General features: G+C 56.9%; 20 protein-coding genes. All 20 read right to left on the bottom strand.

The features are described 5' to 3' along the window. Positions 1–123 precede the first annotated feature (123 nt). Positions 124–1,095 (bottom strand): cell division protein FtsQ/DivIB, encoded by a 972-nt coding sequence (locus T363_RS0105725; RefSeq protein ID WP_031474107.1) that lies wholly within the window; start codon positions 1,093–1,095, stop codon positions 124–126. A 12-nt stretch (positions 1,096–1,107) separates the two neighbouring features. Beyond that, positions 1,108–2,250, bottom strand: coding sequence for an undecaprenyldiphospho-muramoylpentapeptide beta-N-acetylglucosaminyltransferase (gene murG, locus T363_RS0105720; RefSeq protein WP_031474105.1), 1,143 nt, complete (start codon positions 2,248–2,250; stop codon positions 1,108–1,110). A 73-nt stretch (positions 2,251–2,323) separates the two neighbouring features. Then, complete coding sequence (locus T363_RS0105715) at positions 2,324–3,580, bottom strand: FtsW/RodA/SpoVE family cell cycle protein (RefSeq protein WP_051643119.1); 1,257 nt, start codon at positions 3,578–3,580, stop codon at positions 2,324–2,326. 68 nt (positions 3,581–3,648) lie between these two features. Beyond that, complete coding sequence (mraY, locus tag T363_RS0105710; RefSeq protein ID WP_031474101.1) at positions 3,649–4,632, bottom strand: phospho-N-acetylmuramoyl-pentapeptide-transferase; 984 nt, start codon at positions 4,630–4,632, stop codon at positions 3,649–3,651. Continuing rightward, a complete protein-coding gene (locus tag T363_RS0105705; RefSeq protein ID WP_031474099.1) occupies positions 4,629–6,011 on the bottom strand; it encodes a UDP-N-acetylmuramoyl-tripeptide--D-alanyl-D-alanine ligase in 1,383 nt (460 codons plus the stop codon). The genes mraY and T363_RS0105705 overlap by 4 nt, the downstream gene beginning before the upstream one ends. A gap of 52 nt (positions 6,012–6,063) precedes the next feature. After that, positions 6,064–7,506 (bottom strand): UDP-N-acetylmuramoyl-L-alanyl-D-glutamate--2,6-diaminopimelate ligase, encoded by a 1,443-nt coding sequence (locus T363_RS0105700; protein WP_031474097.1) that lies wholly within the window; start codon positions 7,504–7,506, stop codon positions 6,064–6,066. 9 nt (positions 7,507–7,515) lie between these two features. Beyond that, a complete protein-coding gene (locus T363_RS0105695) occupies positions 7,516–9,903 on the bottom strand; it encodes a penicillin-binding transpeptidase domain-containing protein (protein WP_031474095.1) in 2,388 nt (795 codons plus the stop codon). A gap of 104 nt (positions 9,904–10,007) precedes the next feature. Next, entirely contained in the window at positions 10,008–10,493 is a 486-nt protein-coding gene (locus T363_RS0105690) for a cell division protein FtsL (protein WP_154658749.1), read from the bottom strand. Positions 10,494–10,520: 27 nt separating this feature from the next. Then, the gene (rsmH, locus tag T363_RS0105685) at positions 10,521–11,456 is read right to left on the bottom strand and encodes a 16S rRNA (cytosine(1402)-N(4))-methyltransferase RsmH (protein ID WP_031474091.1); all 936 of its coding nucleotides are present in this window, start codon (positions 11,454–11,456) and stop codon (positions 10,521–10,523) included. 21 nt (positions 11,457–11,477) lie between these two features. Continuing rightward, positions 11,478–11,906, bottom strand: coding sequence for a division/cell wall cluster transcriptional repressor MraZ (gene mraZ / locus T363_RS0105680; protein ID WP_242840238.1), 429 nt, complete (start codon positions 11,904–11,906; stop codon positions 11,478–11,480). Positions 11,907–12,301: 395 nt separating this feature from the next. Continuing rightward, positions 12,302–12,757, bottom strand: coding sequence for a hypothetical protein (locus T363_RS0105675; RefSeq protein WP_034971792.1), 456 nt, complete (start codon positions 12,755–12,757; stop codon positions 12,302–12,304). A 6-nt stretch (positions 12,758–12,763) separates the two neighbouring features. Continuing rightward, positions 12,764–13,249, bottom strand: a complete 486-nt coding sequence (gene coaD / locus T363_RS0105670; RefSeq protein WP_031474085.1) for a pantetheine-phosphate adenylyltransferase — start codon at positions 13,247–13,249, stop codon at positions 12,764–12,766. Between the two features lies 1 nt (position 13,250). Continuing rightward, on the bottom strand, positions 13,251–13,805 hold the full coding sequence (rsmD, locus tag T363_RS0105665; protein WP_031474083.1) for a 16S rRNA (guanine(966)-N(2))-methyltransferase RsmD: 555 nt from the start codon (positions 13,803–13,805) through the stop codon (positions 13,251–13,253). A 2-nt stretch (positions 13,806–13,807) separates the two neighbouring features. After that, positions 13,808–15,631 carry an excinuclease ABC subunit UvrC gene (uvrC, locus tag T363_RS0105660; RefSeq protein WP_031474081.1) on the bottom strand — a complete coding sequence of 608 codons (1,824 nt, stop codon included), beginning with the start codon at positions 15,629–15,631 and terminating at the stop codon, positions 13,808–13,810. A gap of 88 nt (positions 15,632–15,719) precedes the next feature. After that, positions 15,720–15,983 (bottom strand): HPr family phosphocarrier protein, encoded by a 264-nt coding sequence (locus T363_RS0105655; RefSeq protein WP_031474079.1) that lies wholly within the window; start codon positions 15,981–15,983, stop codon positions 15,720–15,722. 178 nt (positions 15,984–16,161) lie between these two features. Then, on the bottom strand, positions 16,162–18,555 hold the full coding sequence (locus T363_RS0105650; protein WP_031474077.1) for an endonuclease MutS2: 2,394 nt from the start codon (positions 18,553–18,555) through the stop codon (positions 16,162–16,164). Between the two features lie 107 nt (positions 18,556–18,662). Continuing rightward, positions 18,663–19,448, bottom strand: a complete 786-nt coding sequence (gene recO, locus T363_RS0105645; RefSeq protein ID WP_031474075.1) for a DNA repair protein RecO — start codon at positions 19,446–19,448, stop codon at positions 18,663–18,665. Continuing rightward, a complete protein-coding gene (gene era, locus T363_RS0105640) occupies positions 19,449–20,345 on the bottom strand; it encodes a GTPase Era (RefSeq protein WP_034971789.1) in 897 nt (298 codons plus the stop codon). Between the two features lie 38 nt (positions 20,346–20,383). Continuing rightward, positions 20,384–20,851, bottom strand: a complete 468-nt coding sequence (locus T363_RS0105635) for a diacylglycerol kinase (RefSeq protein ID WP_051643118.1) — start codon at positions 20,849–20,851, stop codon at positions 20,384–20,386. Beyond that, on the bottom strand, positions 20,848–21,345 hold the full coding sequence (gene ybeY, locus T363_RS0105630) for an rRNA maturation RNase YbeY (RefSeq protein ID WP_031474069.1): 498 nt from the start codon (positions 21,343–21,345) through the stop codon (positions 20,848–20,850). The genes T363_RS0105635 and ybeY overlap by 4 nt, the downstream gene beginning before the upstream one ends. Between the last annotated feature and the right edge of the window lie 6 nt (positions 21,346–21,351).

Genomic DNA, 21,351 nt, shown 5'->3' with positions numbered 1-21,351 from the left:
TGTTTTTCTGTGGCTTTCTACCAAAGCAGCATCTCAACCACGCGCCTTCCCGCAGGAATAAAAGCATTCCAAACGGATTTTGGCGTTTTTTTCGACTTTTCAGCCACCATAAACCCACAGCTTCTACGGTTCAGCGCCTGCGCCGTCCTCTTCCGGATTAGTACCGTCCTCCTGCGTACCAGCTTCCTCTGCGCCGGCTTCACCACCGTCCGTATCCTTCTCTGCTTTGTCTGTTCCGCCGGCCTGTTCCAAATCCTGCTCACTGACCAACGGAGAAGATGCATTATTTGCTCCGGTTGCAGATTTCGCAACATTTTCCACGGTATCCGGCACATAATGCATCCGGTTCTGCTGATCCCAGTACAGACGTCCCACATCAGACGGTGACAGCCGCTCGTCGATTACCGCTTTTGCAAAGCGCAAGCGATGCGCCAATACATCTAAAGTGCCAATACGAATATCAAACCGCCCTTCCAGACCGATACGGACATCAGTCAGATCCTGCAAATTGATAAAACGCATCTCATCTAACATCCCGCCCGCATCCAAAGTTTGCAAAACCTCCAGCAGAGCATCCGTGTAAGCGTCCTCTGCCGGTCGGATCATCTGCCCCGGCTGTGTTTCTATCGGCACCCCTGTAACCGTCGGTAAGCCACCGTCTGACACGGCACGCTCCAGCACTTTCCCCTGTTTGCTCACATACGTAAAGCCGCCTTCTGATGCAGCAGCCACCGCCGGACGGCATTCCGTCACGGTAACGATCAGCGCATTCGGCAAATGCCGGCGGATCTGTACGCTCTCCAAGTACGGAAACTCCGTCAGCAGTTCCTCCGAAACCTTCACCTTATTCCACAAATACAGGTTATCACCCTGCTTGACATCCAGCCCAGCCACAATCTCTTCCGGCGTATACCGCGCCGCGCCTTCAACTGAAATCGTTTCCACTTTGAAAAATACGGTCAGTGCCAGCACAGCAGCTGCGAGCAGCACACCGAGGAACAAAATTCTCCCCACCATGTGGAACAGCCGCTGCCGCCGGTGTCCACGGCGGCGCTGCTGTGCCGGCAGCCCTTGTTTTCGCGTTGTGCGTTTCATGCCAGCGCCCCTTTACCGTTTGTTTTGATGCTGTTCAACCGCAGAAAGTATCTCCCGATAGATCTTTTCACCGGCATCCGGCGCAGCCAGTGCAGTTGCTGCTCGTCCCATACACCGCAGTGCTTCCCGGTCGGACAGCATCTCGCCGATGGCATCATACAATGCCTGCGGTGAAGCATCCTTTTCCAGCAGAACACGGCAGCCGCCGGCTGCCTCCAAAGCGCGGGCATTCTTCTCCTGATGATTCTCCGCCACAAACGGCGAGGGCACCAGCAGCGCAGGACGGCCGAGCAGACACAATTCGCCCATCGTAGCGGCACCCGCCCGGCATACAACCAGATCGGCCGCCGCCAACCGGTCTGCCATATCGTAAATATACTCCGTAATTAAAATATTAGGATGCGCAGCCAGTTCCGCGCCCTGCTCCTCCGCCATTTTAGGCAGCCATTCCCGCGCTGCCGCGCCGGTAGCATGCACGTGATGGTAGGATACGTTGTTTTTGCACTCGAGCGCCAGCGTACCTGCCATATGCTCGTTCATATACTTCGCACCCATCGAGCCCCAGAAAGAAACAACAAGCTGATCCGCTTCACCCAGCCCGAACCGAGCGCGTGCCGCCGCACGATCCGCCGCCAAAATCTCTCCACGCACCGGGGCGCCGGTCAGCACGATCTTGTCACCCCCGCCCAGGATCTCCCGCGCCTGCTCAAAACATACCAGCACACGGTCCGCTTTTTTTGCAAGCATTTTGGTCACCTTGCCGGGCAGTGCATTGACCTCCAACAGCACAGTCGGGATCCCCATCTGCTGTGCCGCACGCACCACGGCAAACGATGCATACCCGCCGCAGCCGATTACACAGTCCGGCCGGGCCTGCGCAAGCAGTTTTTTCGCCTTGCCGACTGCCGAAACCGCGAGCTTCGCCGCTTTCAGGTTGTGCGCCAGCCCCTTCGGGCTGACCGAACGCGATAAGCCGATGATCTCAATCGTATCCAGCGGATACCCCTCACGCGGAACGAGCTTATTTTCAATACCGCGCGCCGATCCGGCGAACCGAACAACCGTATCCGGATGCTTGTGCTCAAAATAGCGGGCAATCGCAATCCCCGGCGTAACATGGCCGCCCGTGCCGCCGCCTGTGATATACAGTTTCAACCTGTCCTCCCCTTCCTGCTCTGCGCAGGGCGCAGCCAAACCAGACCGGCCCTGTTGTCATCATCGCTTCTCCTCATTCCGCCTGCCGCATATCCACACGCATATAGCGGGAAATATTCAGCAAGATACCCATTTCACCAAGCTGCATCAGCAGTGCCGTGCCGCCGTAGCTGAAAAACGGCAGGCTTGCACCCGTTACCGGTATAATCCCGGTAACGACAAACAAATTCATCAGCGTCTGAACCGCCAGCTTTGCCGTAATGCCGGTCGCCAGCAGGCAGCTGAATTTATCCGGCGCGGCGCGCGCCACGCGAAACCCGCGGTAAATCAGATAGGCAAACAGTGCGATCACAATGAGCGCACCGATAAGCCCCATTTCCTCACACCATGAGGAAAAGATAAAGTCATTCTGCGGCTCAGGCAGGTACAGATGCTTCTGTCGCCCCTGTCCCAGCCCCAGCCCGAACAGTCCGCCCGAACCGATTGCGATCTGACTCATTGCGCCCTGCCAGCCTTCTTCCCTCAGGTTGGCAAAGGGATTGAGCCAAACCGCAAAACGCTCCTGCACATGTTCGAACGCAAAATAAAATCCAGTCAATGTTGCTGCACCGAGCACTATGATCGGCCCAAAATACCACAGGCGCATACCGCCGGCAATCAGAATGATTACACCGATGCCGCAAATGATCATCATAGCCGACGTGTGCGGTTCCATCGCCAGCAAGCCGATATAAGCAACCAGCAGCAGGCCGTACGGCCGGATCATCGTACGGATGCTGCGCACGCTCTTGGGATCGCGCGCAACCCAAGAGGCAAAACAGATAATGACTGCGATTTTTGCCAATTCGGACGGCTGAAACCCGAACAACCACCGCTGTGCGCCCTTGGATGCGGTACCCAACGGTGTGATAACCAGCACCAGCAGGATCAGCGACACCCACATGATCGGCTGCTGAAACCGTGCGTATACCTTATACGGTATTTTGGAGATCACGATCATCGCAATCAAACCGATACCGGCCCACATCCCCTGCCGGGTGATAAAATGAGTTGCGCTGCCGTGATAAAACATTGCATTGGTATAACTTGCCGAGAACAGTGCGATCAAACCGATGCACAGCAGCAGAACCACGGAAAAAAACACGCCTGCATCCCACGCATGGGCACGCACCCGCGGCCTCGCATGGGATCGCGGCGCAGCCGGCGGCATGGGCGCCTGCGCCGGCAGACGTTCACCGCGCGGCGCCAGCTCACCCGGATACCGCGGCACCGGATAATGCTGCGGCGCCGCACGACGCTGCGGGCGCGGCTGTCTTTTTGTCGAAGCCATAAAAAGGGATACCTCCAAAAGGATCATCAAGAGTTAAGACGGCGTCACCTGATGCCGGGCACCGCCGCTTATAAATTCGGCATCAGCGCACAGAAATACGCCACCAGACACAGCAGCGCTGTCACGCCGGAAAAAATCAATACAATTTTTTTCTCGCCCCAGCCGCACATCTCAAAGTGATGGTGGATCGGCGCCATTTTGAACAGGCGCTTACCGCCCGTTGCCTTAAAATAAGTCACCTGCAGGATGACCGAAAGCGTTTCAATGATATAGATCAGACCCACCAGCAGCAGGATCAGCGGCATATCACACGCAAAGGCCAGCCCGGCCACCGCACCGCCGAGAAACAGCGATCCGGTATCGCCCATAAACACCTTGGCCGGGTTAAAGTTATAAATCAAAAACGCTGCCAGCGCACCGGCCAGCGCTGCCGCAAAGATCATCACGCCCATATCGCTGCGTGCCATCCCGACGAATACGAAAAAGACTGCGACCGGCAGCGTAACACCGGCAGCCAGCCCATCGATCCCGTCCGTCAGATTAACAGCGTTATCAGCACCCACGATCACAAATGCGGCAAAGATAATGTACAGCGGCCACGGCCAGCTGAACGTAATATCGGTAAACGGAATCCAAAGCTGCGGCATTCCGTCCGAATTCAAAAAGAGTACCAGAATAAACGCGCCCGCTACCAAAATCTGCAGCACCAGCTTCTGCTTGGGCGTCAGGCCGGCGTTTTCCTTTTTCTTGATCTTAGCATAGTCATCCACCAGACCGACCGCGCCGTATGCCACCGACAGCCCAAGGATCGCAAGTGAGGAGACCGACAGCCCTCCCGCCAGCAGATTGCCCGCCAACACCGCTGCGGCAATACCGATGATGAACATAAATCCGCCCATCGTCGGGATATTCTGCTTATTCATATGCCATTTCGGCCCGATCTCCAAAATCTTCTGCCCGAACTTCATCTTGCGCAGATAGCGGATCACCGCCGGGCCGATTGCCGCCGTGATCACAAACGCGATCGCACAAACCATCAAAGCCTGATTCATTCTTCCACGTCCTCCCCTAAGAACAAAGCGAGCGCACGCTCCATCCGCATACCGCGGCTGCCCTTAAACAGCAGCGCATCGCCCTTTTTCGCATCCTGCTGCAGTGCAGCCGCCAATGCAGCCTGATCGTCAAATGCCCACGCATGCTCCATACCGCCTGCCCGTGCACCGGCCACCATCGCCGCCGCATCCGGACCGTACGCATACAGCGCATCCGCATACTGCGCCGCGGCGCGCCCTGCGCGCCGATGGCCCTCTTCCGCATATGCACCCAACTCAAGCATGGAGCCGAGCACGGCAAACCGCCTTCCGCCGGGTGACATCGTTCCCAATACAGCAAGCGTCGCCTCCATAGCATCCGGGCTGGCATTATAACAGTCGGCATAAATCTCATAGCCGTTCTGCTCATAAATATTCTGCCGCATACCGCTTGCCTGATAGCTGGCCAGACCGGCTGCGATCTGAGCGGGCGTTTCGCCGAGCAGCAGGCCGACTGCCGCCGCCGCAAGCGCATTTAGCACATTATGCGCCCCCGGAATACTGAGTTTTGCCGTAAATCCCGCACCGACAGACAGCGTATCCGCCTGCAGGCTGTTATTTACTATATCAAATGTACCGTCGTTATGCAAGTGTGCGGTTAGGTCGCACGCCGGATTTTCCAATCCGTAGGTTACAACGCGGCATCCAAGTGTGTCGCGTTTGTCCCACAGCAGCGGCTCATCCCCGCAGAGTACAGCAGTGCCGCCTTCGCGCAGGCCTTCCAGTATCTCCAGCTTGGCGCGGCAGATCCCCTCGCGTGAGCCAAGATATTCGATATGCGAAGTGCCGATGTTGGTGATAACCGCCAGATCCGGCCGCGCCGCCGCTGTCATGCGGCTGATCTCACCAAAATGATTCATCCCCATCTCAGCCACCATAACCTCGGTTTCCCGTGTCATGCGCAGCAGCGTCAGCGGCAGCCCGATCTCATTATTCAAATTTCCTTCGGTTTTTTGTGCGCGGAATTTCTGTGCCGCCACAGCGTACAGCAGTTCTTTTGTTGTCGTCTTGCCGACCGAACCGGTCACGCCGATCACCTTGCCGCCGCACAGCGCCCGATAACCGCCCGCCAGATCAAGCAGCGCCTGCGCCGTATTTTCCACATACAGCGCCGGCACAGGATAATCCTCATTGGCACGGTGGCTGACCACCGCCGCCGCACCGCCGCCGACCGCCTTGCCGATAAAATCATGTGCATCAAAGCGTTCTCCCCGAAGCGGCAGAAACAGGGCGTTTTCCGGTATCTGCCGCGAATCCGTCGTCACCGCAGACAACACTGCTTCGCCTTTTGCCTCTCCTTTTGTCCATGCCGCAGCCTGTGCGAGCGTAAAGCGTTCCATGTTAACTGTCCCCCATTTTGGTTCTGTTATTTCTCATCTCATCCCAGTCCGGTCACGGCTTATTTTGAAAGTAATCCGCAACGATTTCCCGTTCATCCATATGATACTTGACATGATCCACTTCCTGATAGGTTTCATGTCCCTTGCCCATCAAAACGATCACATCATCCGGCTTAGCGTGCGCCAGCGCCCAGCGGATCGCCTCCGTCCGGTCTGCGATCACCTGCACCGGCGTTTTGATATGCTGCATCCCTGTCAGAATATCATCTATGATGGCCTGCGGCTCCTCAGTGCGCGGGTTATCGCTTGTTACCACACACAAATCGGCCAGTTCTGCCGCAATGCGTCCCATTTTAGGCCGCTTGGTGCGGTCGCGGTCACCGCCGCAGCCAAACAGCGCGATCACACGCCCCTTGGCAAACCCGCGCACGGTGCGCAGCACATTCTCTACCCCGTCCGGCGAGTGTGCATAATCGATCAGCACGGTATACGGTGTGTCGGTCGGCACGACCTCAACCCGTCCCTTCACACCGGAAGCGGTGCCAAGCGCCTGCACCGCCTGTTCCAGCGGCATACCGAGCTGCAGCACGATCCCCAGCGCAGCCAATGCGTTTTCCACCGAAAACTGCCCCGGAATACCCAGACGGGCACGCGCCAGCGCCCCCTTGGTATTTGCCAAAAAGGAAACGCCGTCCGCATACAACTGGATGTTTTTTGCCGTCAGATCCGCAGCATCCTTTTCACAGGAAAAGGTCAGACAAGGACATGCGGCATCCTCCAGCATCGCCTGTGCCGCGTCATCATCCAGATTGACCACGCCCTTCTCGCTTACCGCAAACAGCAGCACCTTAGCGCGGCGGTATTCCTCCATCGTTTTGTGGAAATCCAGATGATCCTGCGTCAGGTTGGTGAACGCGCCTACCGCAAACCGGATCCCGTGCACACGATCTAATACAAGGGAGTGGGACGATACTTCCATGATCACATGCGTGCAGCCCGCGTCACGCATCCGCGCAAACAGGGCGTGCAGCTCATAGCTTTCCGGGGTCGTGCGCTCGGTCTCGATCACCTCGCTGCCGATGAGATTCTGGTTTGTGCCGATCAGTCCGACCTTATGCCCTGCCTGCTCCAGCATGTGCTTGACCAGATAGGTCGTGGTGGTTTTTCCGTTGGTGCCGGTTACTCCCAGCATTACCATATGATCTGCCGGGTGCCCGAAGCGGTTGGCAGCAATCTCAGCGAGTGCACGGCGCGCATTCGGCACCACAACCGCAGGAACACCCTCCGGCGCCTGCTCACACACCACGGCAGCCGCGCCCTGCTCCAGCGCTTTGCCGATATACTTGTGTCCGTCGGTCGCGTAACCGCGGATCGCCACAAACAGATCGCCCGGCTGTACCGCGCGTGAATCATAGCGCACTTCCTGAATATCCAGCTCCTGTGCCGCGGTGCACGCCTGCACCGCAACACCCTTCAGCAGCTCCTGTAATTTCATAACTTCCTCCTATCGGTCGCTTACGCCCGTCATATCCGAGAATTCCACGGTCACTACCGAGCCAACACTCACCTTGGTGCCTTGCGCCGGGCTCTGCCGTGTTGCCGTTGTGTTGCCCGTTACCTGTGCCGAAGCTACGCCCTTCTGTTTCAGATAAAGCCCGTATTCCTCCAGCCGGTACCGGCATTCCTCCGGTGTCAACCCGGTCAGATCAGGTACTTCCACCTGTTCCTCCGTCCGGCTTTCACCCATATACAAAATCACCTTGCCGCTGGCCGGGATGCGCATACCGCTGGACGGCACCTGATCGGTCACCGTTGCGCCGTCGCCTACCACACGGTATTCCAAGCCCGCTGCGCGCAGCTTTTCGGCCGCCTGCGCCTCGGTCGAACCAATCACGCCCGGCACGGTCAGCTCACGGCGGTCGTTCTCCTCATCCGAATAAACCGGTGTTACGCCGATATAAGGCAGCACATCCTCCATGATGCGCGCCACGACCGGCGCAGCGATCGCACCACCGCCATGCGGCGCGGATTCCGGCAAATCGTTGATTGCAACCAACACGGCAATCTGCGGATCGTCCATCGGCGCTACGCCAATGAAGGAAGCCGTATAGCGGTCCTCCGTGTCGATCGTCTTACCCTCTGCATCCTTTTCGGGCAGCAGCTCCGAGGTTGCAGTCTTGCCGCCGATGCGATAACCGGATACGTAAGCGTTTTTTCCGGTGCCGTCCGAAACGACGGCTTCCATCGCCTGCCGCATATAAGCCGAAGTGTCCTCCGAAATAACCTGACGCACCACTTCGGTCTGCTTTGTCGATTTGACCGAGCCGTCCCGGTTCAATATCTCTTTGACAACATAGGGCTTTTTCAGCTTGCCGTCATCCACGATTGCACAAACCATGTTCAGTTCCTGCAGCGGAGTAACGGTAAAGCGCTGGCCGAACGAGGCTGTTGCCAGAGAGACTTCATTCCATTTGTCCGAATCCGGATCCGGGAACTGACCCTTGGATTCGCCCGGCAAGTCGATACCGGTCTGCTCCACCATACCAAACGCTTTGGTAAACTGATAAAAGCGTTCCAAACCGGTTTTCGCACCGATCTGCATCATCGCCACGTTACACGAATTCATCAGCGCTTCGGTCAGCGTCTGCGTGCCGTGGCCGCTGGTATTGTGGCATTTAATCGTCCAGTTTTCCACCTGTAGCGAGCCGCCGCAGGTATAGGTATCCTCCGCATGCGCCACACCCAGCTCATAGGCCGAGGCAACGGTCAGCAGCTTAAAGGTAGAACCCGGCTCATAGTTGGAACTGACAACCGGATTATTCCACGTTTTGTATAAAATATTAGCGCGGGCATTCCCCAGCTTTTTGACGAGATCCTCATTCTCCTGCATGCTCTTCGGCAGGTTGGACAGACCGCCCTCCTGATACCATTTATCCGGGATCGTTTCACTGATCCCCTTTTCCTCCAGAATTTTTGCGACATTTTCACGCAGTTCGTTGATGTAGCGTTCATTCATCAGACGGTAGGAATCATTCGGGTCAAAGTCCGGCAGATTGGCCATGCCCAGCACTTCTCCGGTCTTAACGTTCATCACAATACCGGAAACGCCGTCACGCGCGTCCGGATTATCCGCCAGCGCCGTCTCCAGATGCTTTTCCAGATAGTTCTGGATGTCACTGTCAATCGTCAGCACCAGCGAATTGCCGTCCGTTGCGGGGATGTTCTGCTCGGTCTCCGGGGTCATATCGATATTCTTTGCATTCTGCAAACGCACCACCCGTCCCGCCGTGCCGGAAAGCTCATCGTTATACTGCATTTCCAACCCGGCCGCGCCGTTATTTTCGCTGTTGATATAACCCAGCACCGAGGACAGGAATGCGCCGTGCTGATAATACCGCTTGGTATCCGCTTCCGGATATACGCCGGTGCAGCCCGCTTTTTCCAGCTCGGCATATAATTCCTTGGCGATGTCTTTATCCACCTTTTCCGCAATGATCTGATATTCCGTATCGGTCTGTTCTATCTTGTGCATCACCTCATCGTAATCGATCTTGAGCTTCTGCGACAGGATCGTCGCCAGCGTCTGCTGCTGCTCCTCCGCAGATGCGGTTTTGTTTTGATCGACCACTGCCTTAGGCGAAATCGTAATGCGCTCGACCTCTGCGGATTCCGCCAGCACCTGCATATTTGCATCGTAAATCACACCACGGTTCGGCGTGATAAACGTATCACGCGTTTGCAGCGAGGTTGCCTCCTGCACATAAAAGTCCCGGTGAAATACCTGCATGTACAATAGACGGATGCCGACCAGTCCAAACCCCAACGCAATAAAAGCCAGTGTCAGCACATTGATGCGGGAACGCATTCGATTATTGGGTCCTTTTGCTTCCATATATGCTCTGTCCCTCCATGAAACGGACGTTTTCTGTCATAAAAAAGCGTAAGGAGTCAGAAGTTTCCACCTCTCACTCCCCTGTACGCATCCTATTCATTCCCTTACCGGATATATTCCACGATTGCAGAAAAGCTGCGCGCCAAGCCCGCAAACAACGCATCCAGCGATATTCCGCTGTTTGCTACTGTAACCGTATCCGGATTGGTCAGCTCGACATACTCGATCTGGGAGTTGTCCATCTTTACCATTCCCAGACGATTGACCGCGTAATTTTCTACCTCTTCCATATCCATGCTGTTCATCTTTTTGGTCGTCAGCGAAACGTTTTCCGATGTCAGCTCGCTGAGCGCATCATTCTTGCGGCTCACCTCTGTGGTAAGCTGTGTCAGCTGCATCTGGCAAAACAGGATATACACCGCCGTGACTGCCAAAATAACCAGACAAGCAGCAAAGCTCGGCCGCACCCCCGCCTTTTTGCGGCGCCGCGGCGTAGGAACCTCGCGCAAGCTGCGTTCCTGCTGTGTTTTGACCGGGAAACGCTCTTCATACTGTTTATACGCTACGCTTTCCCTGCTTGCAGTCATCATTGTATTTCCTTTCTCCCAAATTGCTGCTTATAATTTTTCGCACACACGCAGTTTTGCACTGCGCGCCCGCGGATTTTCTGTAATCTCCGCCTCATCCGGCAGAATCGGCTTGCGCGGTGTCAGCCGTACTTTCGGCTTTTTGCCGCATACGCAAACCGGAAAATCCTTCGGGCAGGTGCAGCCCTGCGCTGCCTGCTGAAAAGCCGCTTTTACGATCCGATCCTCCAGACTGTGGAAGGTGATAACTGCCAGCCGTCCGCCGGGGTTAAGGCAGTCGATTGCCTTTTCCATTGCTTCGCGCACCGCGCCCAACTCATCATTTACCGCAATGCGGATCGCCTGAAAGCTGCGTTTGGCCGGATGCTGTTTTTCCCGCAATGCCTTGGCCGGCATTGCACCTCGGATGATATCAACCAACTCTAACGTGGTCTCAATCGGCTTTTTTTCCCGTTCCCGCTCAATCGCGGCGGCAATCAGCGGCGCATAGCGTTCCTCACCGTATTCAAACAAAATACGGCGCAGTTCTTCCCTGCTCCAGCCGTTTACCACTTCGTAGGCGCTCAGACGCTGCGAACGATCCATACGCATATCAAGCGGTGCGTCCTTCATGTAGGAAAACCCGCGTTCCGCATGGTCGAGCTGCGGCGAGGAGACGCCTAAATCAAACAAAATTCCGTCCGCACCGGACAGCCCCTGTCCGGCCAGCACCTTGTCGATCGCACGGAAATCGCTTTTGACCGGCGTAACACGCTGCCACACTGCACGCAGCCGGTCTTTTGCATTTTCCAGCGCTTCGTCATCCCGGTCGATGCAGATCAGGCGGCCGGTATCATGCAAACGCTCCGCAATGCGGAGCGAGTGGCCTGCGCCGCCGGTCGTCGCATCGACATACACGCCGTCCGGCTTGATCTGCAATGCCTCCAAACAAGGCTTGAGCAGGATGGACACGTGATGAAATTCCATTGGTTCCCTCCTGCTCTGTTCTTAAAAATCAATATCGTCAACGTCGGCAGCGATGCTTTCCGCATCGATCTCCTCGTTGTAAGCACGCCATTTTTCACTGTTCCAGATCTCTGCGTGATCGAGCTGCCCGATTACAACAACATCCTTCTGCAAATCAGCAAATTCCCGCAGATTCGCGGGGATCAGGATACGCCCCTGCGCATCCAGCTGGGCATCGAACGCATTGGCAAAATAGTACCGCTTGACACGGCGGGCCTTTTCGCCGTTGCCAAGGCTGCGGATGCGATCCTCCAGCGCTTCCCATTCTTTTTCCGGGTAGACTGCCAGACATCCGTCCAGTCCTTTGGTCACAGTGAAGTGTTCTCCCAGCGCCTCGCGCAGTTTAGCCGGCATCGCCAGACGCCCCTTGGCGTCAATGGAATGCTTATACTCGCCCTTCACCGGAATCACACCACGCTTTCATTTTGGTGGACTCTGTGACACTTTGCCCCACTTCTCACCACCTTGACTCCATTATACCCATATTGCTTTCAGATTGCAAGTCCTATACTGTATTTTTTTGCGGAATACCAAGGGGTAAAATTAGCTAATTTATATGTTTTTGCAATTTTCGAACGTATGTTCGAAAATTGCTTTTGCCATGCAGGACACCATTTTCCCACTCCAAGTGGGGCGCATACCCATGTAAGAAAACGGAAAAAACACCTCCCTACTTGTTTTATCACCGTTTCCTCCTTCTCATAACAGCTATGGTGGGTCGAAGTGGGAATCAGGCATAAACCGCTGGCAGCACACAAAAAAGCAGCCGCTGTTCCGCGGCTGCTTCAGGACGGTCGAAAAAATTTTTACTTGGCGATGCTCTTGAAACGCTGACGCGCCTTGCGCACTTCTTCCAGTGAAAGAGCAACTGCCTCCTCGGTGCGCTTCAGTGTATCCTCGCAGTACTCATTGGCTACCCGGCGCAGCTCACGCGCCTGAATCTCCGCATTGCCCTGCACTTCCTTAGCCTTGCGGCGGGCGGCTACCACGATCTCAGTCTCGGCAACCATCTGGCGGGCATCCTCTTCTGCCTGACGGCGGATCGCCTCGGCCTCTCGTTTGCCGGATGCAAGCATCTCACTGCGCTTGGACACGATATCCTGTGCCACCTGCAAATCGTTCGGCAGTGTTGCACGCAGCTCATCGAGCAGATCGAGCAGTCGGTCACGCTCAATGATGCACTTCTCCCCTGCCAGCGGAATCCCCTTGGCATCCTGCACCATGTCGTACATGCTGTTGATCAGATCGTCTAAAGTTGCCATATCGTTTTAGCCTTCCTTTCTTGTGCGGCGCACAATATCCTGCATGATCCCATCGGGAACAAAGCCGGCGACACTGCCGCCGTGTACCGCAATATCCTTCACCACAGAGGACGAGAGGTACATGTATTCCGCGCTGGTCATCAGGAACACCGTATCCAGCTCAGGGTTGAGCTTACGGTTTGCCAGCGCCATCTGAAATTCATATTCAAAATCCGAAACCGCACGCAGGCCCTTGACTACCGCACAGGCGCCCTGCTGTCTTGCATAATCCGCAAGCAGACCGTCAAAAGAAGCGATCTCCACATTGGGGAGCTGGCTTGTCGTACACCGCAGGAACTCCATGCGTTCCTCCACCGAAAACATCGGTTGCTTGTTCTGGTTGTGCATCACCGCAACGATCAGCCGGTCGAACATAACCGACGCACGGCGGATAATATCCAAATGCCCCAACGTAACCGGATCAAAGCTGCCCGGGTAAATCGCAGTTCTCATGTCATTCATCCGTTCCGCTGTTCTGCCACTGCAGAACAGTAATCATAGTTGCGCCGTAGCGCCGTTCCCGCTGCACCGAAAAGTTATGCGCGAACCGATCCTCTACCGCACTTTCGCATATCATTATACCATTTGATGAGAGAATGTCAAACCTTTCTATCATCGCCAGCGTATTTTCCAGCAGCTTTCCACCGTATGGCGGATCAAGGAAAATCAGGTCATACGACCGTTTTTCCCTCTCCGCAAGAAACTGCCCCGCGTCTTTGCGATGCAGGCCGGCGCGATCGGAAACCCGCGCACTTTTTACATTTTTATACACGATGTCGTATGCAGCGCGCCCGGACTCCACAAAATCACAGTACTGCGCACCGCGCGACAGCGCTTCGATCCCCAGCTGCCCGGTACCGGCAAACAGATCCAGCACCCGTGCGCCGCGCACATGCTCCTGAATCAGGTTGAAAATATTTTCCTTCACACGGTCGGTCGTCGGCCGGGTGTCCATCCCAGGCACCGGCTGCAGCCTGCAGCCCCGCGCAGAACCGGATACCACACGCATGCTCAATCCTCCTTATGGAAATACTCATACACCGCACGTGCAGTGTTCTGGGGCAGAATGCGGGCCAGTTCGCCCTCCTCCGCCCGGCGGATACTCTCAATGCTGCCGAAATGCCGCAGCAGCTCCGCACGGCGTTTTTCCCCCACACCGGGAATGTTATCCAGCGTGGAACCGCGCACTTTTTTGCCGCCCAGCTTACGGTTGTACTCAATCGCAAAGCGGTGCACTTCTTCCTGTATCCGGCCAATCAACGCAAACAACGCCGGAGTGGCCGAAATGCCGAATTCCCGCCCGTCCGGTGCGACCAGCGCCCGCGTGCGGTGGCGGTCATCCTTGACCATGCCGAAGCAGGGCGTCGTCAGCCCATAGGCATCCAGCACCTCCCGGCAGATACGCACATGCCCCAAACCGCCGTCGATTAGAAACGCGCTGGGCAGGGGCGTAAATTTTTCATCCCCATCCACATAGCGCTGTACCCGCCGGGTAAGCATTTCACGCATTGAGGCATAGTCATCCTGCCCATTTGCCGCGCAGGCGATCTTAAACTTGCGGTAGTCGCTTTTTTTCGGCTGTCCTTCGACAAAAACAACCATCGAACCGACCGTATCCTGCCCCGCAAAATTCGAAATATCATACGCTTCCAGACGCAGCGGAAGCGCCGTCATGCCGGTCACATGCTGCAGCAGCTCCAGCGATTTGTGCCGCCGCTCGGACTGCTTTTCACGGCGTTCGATCTCCTCCCGCGCGTTGGTTTCTGCCAAACGGGTGAGCACCCGCCGCTCACCGCGCTGCGGCACCGCCAGCTCAACCCGCCGCTCCGCGATCGAAGATAAATACTCCGCAACCGCATCCGGTTCCTCCAGCGCATGCGACAGCAGCACCGTTTTGGGAACCGCACCCCGCTGCGCATAATACTGCTTGATAAATGCTTCGAGCACCTCGGACGGATCACTTTCCACCAGCGAAAACAAGGTATACTCCTTATCCTGCAATGCGCCGCCGCCGTAGTGCAGCACACAGATGCAGGCACGGGTCTGCCCCTGCACAAAGGAAACCGCATCCAGCTCCGCATACGCGCCGGCAACCACATGCTGCCGCGTGCCAAGCTTTTGCACCGCGCGCAGCCGGTCGCGCAGCAGCGCGGCGCGCTCGAACTGCAGCTCCTCCGCCGCCTCATTCATCTTGTCAGTCAGCTCTTTTTCGAGTTTTTTCGCATCCCCCTCAAACAGAGAGACCGCCTGACCGATCAGCGCCTGATACTCCTCCGGGCTGACATCGCCCGTGCACGGCGCACAGCAGCGCCCCAAGTGCCGGTTGAGACACGGACGGTCCTTGCCGATATCCCGCGGAAACACGCGCGTGCAGGTTTTGAGATGCAGCGCCTCGCTGATCGTGTCGATCGCGCGGCGGGCCGCCACCCGTCCGGGATACGGTCCAAAATAACGTGCGCCGTCCTGCGCAGGCTTGGAAACCACCTTAAAATCCGGATACGGGGCGGATGTATCCAGCCGAATATAGGGATATCCCTTATCATCTTTGAGCAGGATATTGTACTTGGGCTTGTATTTTTTGATCATCGAGTTTTCCAGCACAAGGGCTTCAAACTCGGTTTCGGTAACAATGATATCAAAATCATCAATGTGCGAAACAAGCTGCCGGGTTTTAGCATTCAGGCTTTCGGGCGGCTGAAAATAGTTGGAAACACGGTTTTTCAGCGCTTTCGCCTTACCTACATAGATCACTTTACCGGTCTTATCCTTATGCAGATAAACGCCGGGCTGCTGCGGCAGGCGGCGTACACGCTCTTTCAGTTGTTCTCTTGTCACAGCAAACCACCTTCCCTCCGAACGATCCGTCTATACCGATTAAAAAAGCGCCGATCTCACAATCGGCGCTTTCGCAGGATGCGATAACTTAGTCGGTGAAGTTGGACGTGATCAGCTCAACCAGCGCGGAAACAGCCTCTTCCTCATCCGGGCCGTCTGCGATCAGGTTGATGGTAGTGCCCTTGGTGATGCCAAGGGAAAGAATGCCGAGCAGGCTCTTCGCGTTTACGCGGCGCTCTTCCTTCTCTACCAGAATCGTCGACTTGAATTCATTTGCCTTCTGAATAAAAAAAGTTGCGGGACGGGCATATAAGCCTACCTGATTGGTAACCTGTACCTCTTTCGAAAACATATCTGCATCGCTCCTATTTTTCAAATCCGATAAATATAGTCTATCCTTTTTTATCTGTTTCGTCAAGGGCATTTTACGCCCCTGCCGTCTGCTTTTTCAATGAATTTTTATCCGAAAGTCAGAAGAATCTCAGCATTTTGCCATGAATCCCTGTTTTCATCCCCTTCGTCGGATAATTTTACCGCAATTCCACGATTGTCACGCCCTGCTCACCTTCGCCGTAAACGCCGCTTCGCACACTTTTGACACGCTTGTTCGCACGCAGATGCTGCTGTACCGCACCCCGCAGCACCCCGGTGCCCTTTCCGTGGATCACCGTTACCGACGGCAGCCCCGCCATGATTGCACGGGAAAGGAAATTATCCACCTCGAACAGCGCTTCCTCCGCGCTCATGCCGCGCACATCTACCTCGCTCTCCGCCGAGCGCAGATTCAGCTCCCGCCGGGGCGCATCGCGCCGCGGCTGCGGTGCAGGCTTTTTCGCCGGCTGTTTTTCCTCCACCAAACGGATTTCATTCTGTCCCACCGTCATCTTCATCGGACCGGCCTGCACCTGCACGTTGCCGTTTTTGTCCGCAGGCGCCAGTACATCCGCCAGCACCCCGCCAACGTTCAGCAGCCGTACCCGGTCGCCCTTGCGCACCGGCCGCTGCTCGTCCGCTTCGATCACGCGCTTGCGCACACCGCGCCGCTGTTCATTCTCCGTCTGTGTGATGACACCGCGCAGCGCTGCCTTGGCCGCAGCAAGATTGTGATCCGCCGTTTTTTTCTGCACCTTTTTTTTCATCTCTTCCAGTTCGTCGAACACGGTTTCCGCCGTCATACGCGCATCCTTCAAAATGCGGTCCGCTTGACTGCGCGCGCCCTCCAACAGCTTATCCGCGCGTTCCTCGGCCGCGTCCCGCTCGGCGCGCATTTTATCCCGCTCGGACTGCGCAGCCGAACGCATCTTCTGCGCCTCATCCTTCATCTGTTCCACGCGGCGGCGTTCGCGTTCCAGCTCAGCCAGCACGTCCTCAAACCGGGCATCTTCGGTAGAAACCTGCTCCTTCGCCCGCTCGATGATCGTCGGCGACAGCCCCAGCCGCGCCGCGATCGCAAACGCATTGGATTTGCCCGGAATACCGGTCAGCAGACGATAGGTCGGCTGCAGCGACTGCACATCAAACTCACAGGACGCATTCTCCACGCCGTCGGTCGTCAGTGCAAAGGTTTTCAGCTCCGCATAATGGGTCGTGGCAGCCACGCACGCGCCCATCTGCCGCGCATAGCCGATCACCGCAACTGCCAGCGCCGCGCCTTCTACCGGATCGGTGCCCGCACCCAGCTCATCAAACAAAACCAGATCGTTCGGCCCGCAGCAGTCCATAATGGATACGATCGTCTTCATGTGGGCAGAGAAGGTGGACAGCGACTGTTCAATGCTCTGTTCATCCCCAATATCGGCATATACGTGCTCAAACAGGCTGATTTCCGACTGCTCATTTGCCGGAATATGCAGACCGGAAGCCGCCATCAGGCTGAGCAGCCCCAGCGTTTTCAGCGAAACGGTTTTGCCGCCCGTGTTCGGGCCGGTGATGACCAATGTATCGTATTCCTGCCCAATGGCAATGTCGATCGGCACGGCCTTGTCTTTATCCAGCAGCGGATGACGTGCACGCAGCAGACGGCAATGCCCCTTGCCCTCTGCCAGCACCGGCGGCGCGGCATTCATCTCGAACGACAGCTTGGCGCGCGCAAAAATAAAATCCAGCGTGGTCAGCGCGTCGTAATCCTGCTCGATCGCGCCTTTGTACAGGGCGACCTCGTTTGAAAGTTCCGCCAAAATCCGCTCGATCTCAGCTTCCTCGCGGCCTTCGAGCACCTTGATCTGATTGTTGATCTCGACAACCTGCTGCGGCTCGACAAACACCGTCGCACCGGTGGAGGAGGTGTCATGCACCAGCCCCGGGATATCCCCCCGGTGTTCAGCCTTTACCGGCACCACGAAGCGCCCGTTTCGCTGTGTGATAATCGTCTCCTGCAAATACTTGGCCCGCTCGCCCGAGATCATACGGCTGAGCGTCTCGCGCACCTTGCCCGAGATCTGGCGCAGCTCCCGCCGGATAGACAACAGCTCCGGGCTGGCGCCGTCCGCAATCTCCTCCTCGGAAACGATGGCTGTGGTAATAGATTCTTCCAACACGCGGTTGCCGCTCAGCAAACCAAAAACCGGCGTGAGCGTTGTTTTTTCTTCATGTTCTGCATCATACAGTAATGCACGCCGGGCAGTTTGCAGCAGGCTTGCCACTGCAAGCAGCTCACGTGGGTTAAGCGTACCGCCCCGTTCCGCGCGTGACAGGATCGCTCCCACCGCACGAATCCCGCCAAAGGCCGGACTGCCCTGCCGGATCATCAGGTTCTTCGCATCGGTCGTCTGCTCCATCCGGATCTGCGCCTGCTCCCGGTCATCCAGCGGGCGCAGCGCACGGCACTTCTCCTTTGCTGCATCCGATGCGGCCTGCGCCGCAAGCCGGTCAAGTATTTCGTAATATTCCAGTGTTTTTAAGGATTTTTCACCTAATTTATTCATATTTCACTCCTGCATCGCACAAAAGTTTTTGTTCATCCGCGGCAAACCGGCCGAAACGCCGGTGCCTGCAGCGGTCGATACAACGTGCGCACCCGCGCCGTCCGCCCTTACAGCGCAGGCGGCTTGTTCCTGCGCGCGGTTTCCGGCGGCAGCAGCACCGTCTGGTAAAACCGCAGGCTTTCAAACCCGCGCCCCAGATGATACTGCACATAATCCTCCGCCATGCGGCCGAACTGCCCCTCTGCCGGACCGGTCAGCGCAAAGGCATAGGTTTTCGATATCTCACAGGTCAGCACATGCACCAACGCACGCAACGCGGCATCCGCCAGCCGTGCATACCCGCCGACGCGGTGCGCACACTTCTCGTCCGCCGCCGTACCGGCACGAACCGAAAAACAGACCGGCGGCTGTTCGATCACCTGTCCGCACACCGCGCAGCACGACAGATCGGGTGCATAACCGCTTTCCGCCATCACGCGCCATTCAAACGCCGCCTTAACAAGCGCCGGTGCCCGTTTCTTCCCTTCAAGCGCATACAACGCATGCAGCAGCAACCGGCAGACGGCGGGATTATCCTCATCCGGCGTGGTGAGCGCTGCTGCAACCTCTGCCAGATAGCACGCCAGCGCATAGCGTTCGATATCCTGCGCGAGCGCGAAAAACGAGTGCACCGCATCCGCCTCACGCAGCGTGTAGCGCCCGCCCCGCTCGGACAGGACAAAGGCGGAATAACAAAACTGCCGCGCGGCAGGGTTCTGCTTTTTCCCCCGCCGCGCGTTTTTACATAAAATTTCAACTTTGCGGCCATCCTCGGTCAGCACGGTCAGATAGCGGTCATCATCACCAAAAGCCACTTCCCGCAAACCAAGGGCGCGCAGCTTGACCTCCGCCATTCAGGACTCCTCGTAGCCGAAGTTGCGCATCTGATACTGGTTGTTGCGCCAGCCCTCCTTGACCTTGACCCACAGCTCCAAAAAGACACGGGCATCCAGCATGCGCTCGATGTCCCCGCGCGCCTGCTGCCCGATCTCCCGCAGCATTTTACCCTGCTTGCCGATGATGATGCCCTTATGGCTGGCCTTTTCGCAATAGATGACCGCGTTGATCTCAATCAGGCCATCCTCCCGCTCGTGCCAGCGCTCAATGCCGACCGCCACACCATGCGGCACCTCACGATCAAGCAGGCGCAGCATCTTTTCGCGCACGATCTCCGCAACAAGCTGGCGTTCCGGCTGGTCGGACACCATATCCTCCGGGAAAAGCTGCGGCCCCTCGATCGAAAACCGGTCGATCTCGTGCAGCAGATCGTCCAGCCCCTCCCCCGTGCGGGCAGAGACCGGGATGATCGCCGCAAAGTCATGCGCCTGCGCATAGAGGGCGATCACCGCAAGCAATTCCTCCTTGGGCAGGGTGTCAATCTTGTTGATGACCAGAATTGCAGGCATATGGTGCTGCTTGATCTGCGCAATCAGGCTTTCCTCCGCCGGACCGATATTGGCGATCGGCTCAACCACAAGCGCCGCCACGTCCACCTCGGACACCGTATCCGTTACGACCTTGCACATGTAATCCCCCAGCCGGGAGCGGGGCTTGTGCAGGCCGGGCGTATCCAGAAAAACATACTGGGTCTCACCGCGGCTCAGCACCCCCGTAATACGGGTACGCGTGGTCTGCGGCTTATTCGATACGATTGCGACCTTCTGCCCCACCAACCGGTTGGTCAGCGTGGATTTGCCGACATTCGGGCGGCCGACCACAGAAACGACCGCAGTTTTTGTGATGTTACTCATTGTATTCTCCATTATTCTTACTCTGTTGCTATCGCTCTTCATTGAATCCTTCCGTACCGGAACACGAACCACAGCGCCGCCGGTACAGTTGCCAGCAGCACCGCCGCTACCCATGCATGAGCTGTCAGGAACGCCAGCGCGGCCCACAGCACTCCGCGCCCCAGAAAAATACACACGCCCACCGCCGCACAGGCCGCCGCACAGATGAACACGCCTGCCGCCGCAATGTCCTTGGCATTGCGGACAAAACCATCGTATCCGCTGGCCTGCCGGTCGCACAGCCGCTCGATCGCAGTATTCATCAGCTCCGCGCCCATGGTAAGCCCAAAGCAAATACACAGGCAGGCCGCTTCCACCGCACCGGCGCGTCCCATCAGCGCAAATACCGTAACGTAAAACGCCGCGGTGAGATGCACGCGGAAGTTGCGTTCTCCGTGGATGCACAGCCCCAGCCCGCGAAAGGCGTGCAGCAAGCTCTCATGCAGTTTTCGGATATTTTTCTTCATGGCTCATCTCTTGTCAGGCCGAGGAAGGAAAGGTTGTCCTCCTCCTTGGCGCGCATCAGGCGCGTGTCCGCCTCTCCCCGCTCGTGGTCATATCCCAGCAGATGCAGCACCGAATGTGTCGTCAGATAGCCGCACTCCCGCGCAGGGGAATGACCGAACTGCGCCGCCTGCTCGACCGCACGCGTGTAGCACAGAATCATATCACCCAGCATCACACAGCCGGAATCCGGCTCGGGCTCCGGTTCCTCCTGCGGCACACCGTTCAAAAACGCATACATCGGGAAAGAAAGCACATCGGTCACTGCGTCCTTGTCCCGGTATTCCGCATTCATCTGCCGGATGGTCTGTGCATCCACAACCGTAACGTCGATTTCCGCGTCAAACGGCACCTGTTCGCTTGCCAGTACACGCTCCGCGCAGGTGCGGATCAGATCGCTGACCGCCGGTGCATCCTCCACTTCGGTATCAAACCCAATGTTGATCTGGTGCTTCACCGCTGC

It is taken from the genome of Agathobaculum desmolans ATCC 43058 (genome assembly GCF_000701665.1).
GTDB lineage: Bacteria > Bacillota > Clostridia > Oscillospirales > Butyricicoccaceae > Agathobaculum > Agathobaculum desmolans.
Note: the sequence above shows the minus strand (reverse complement) of the source record. Positions and strands in the feature narration are given on the sequence as shown.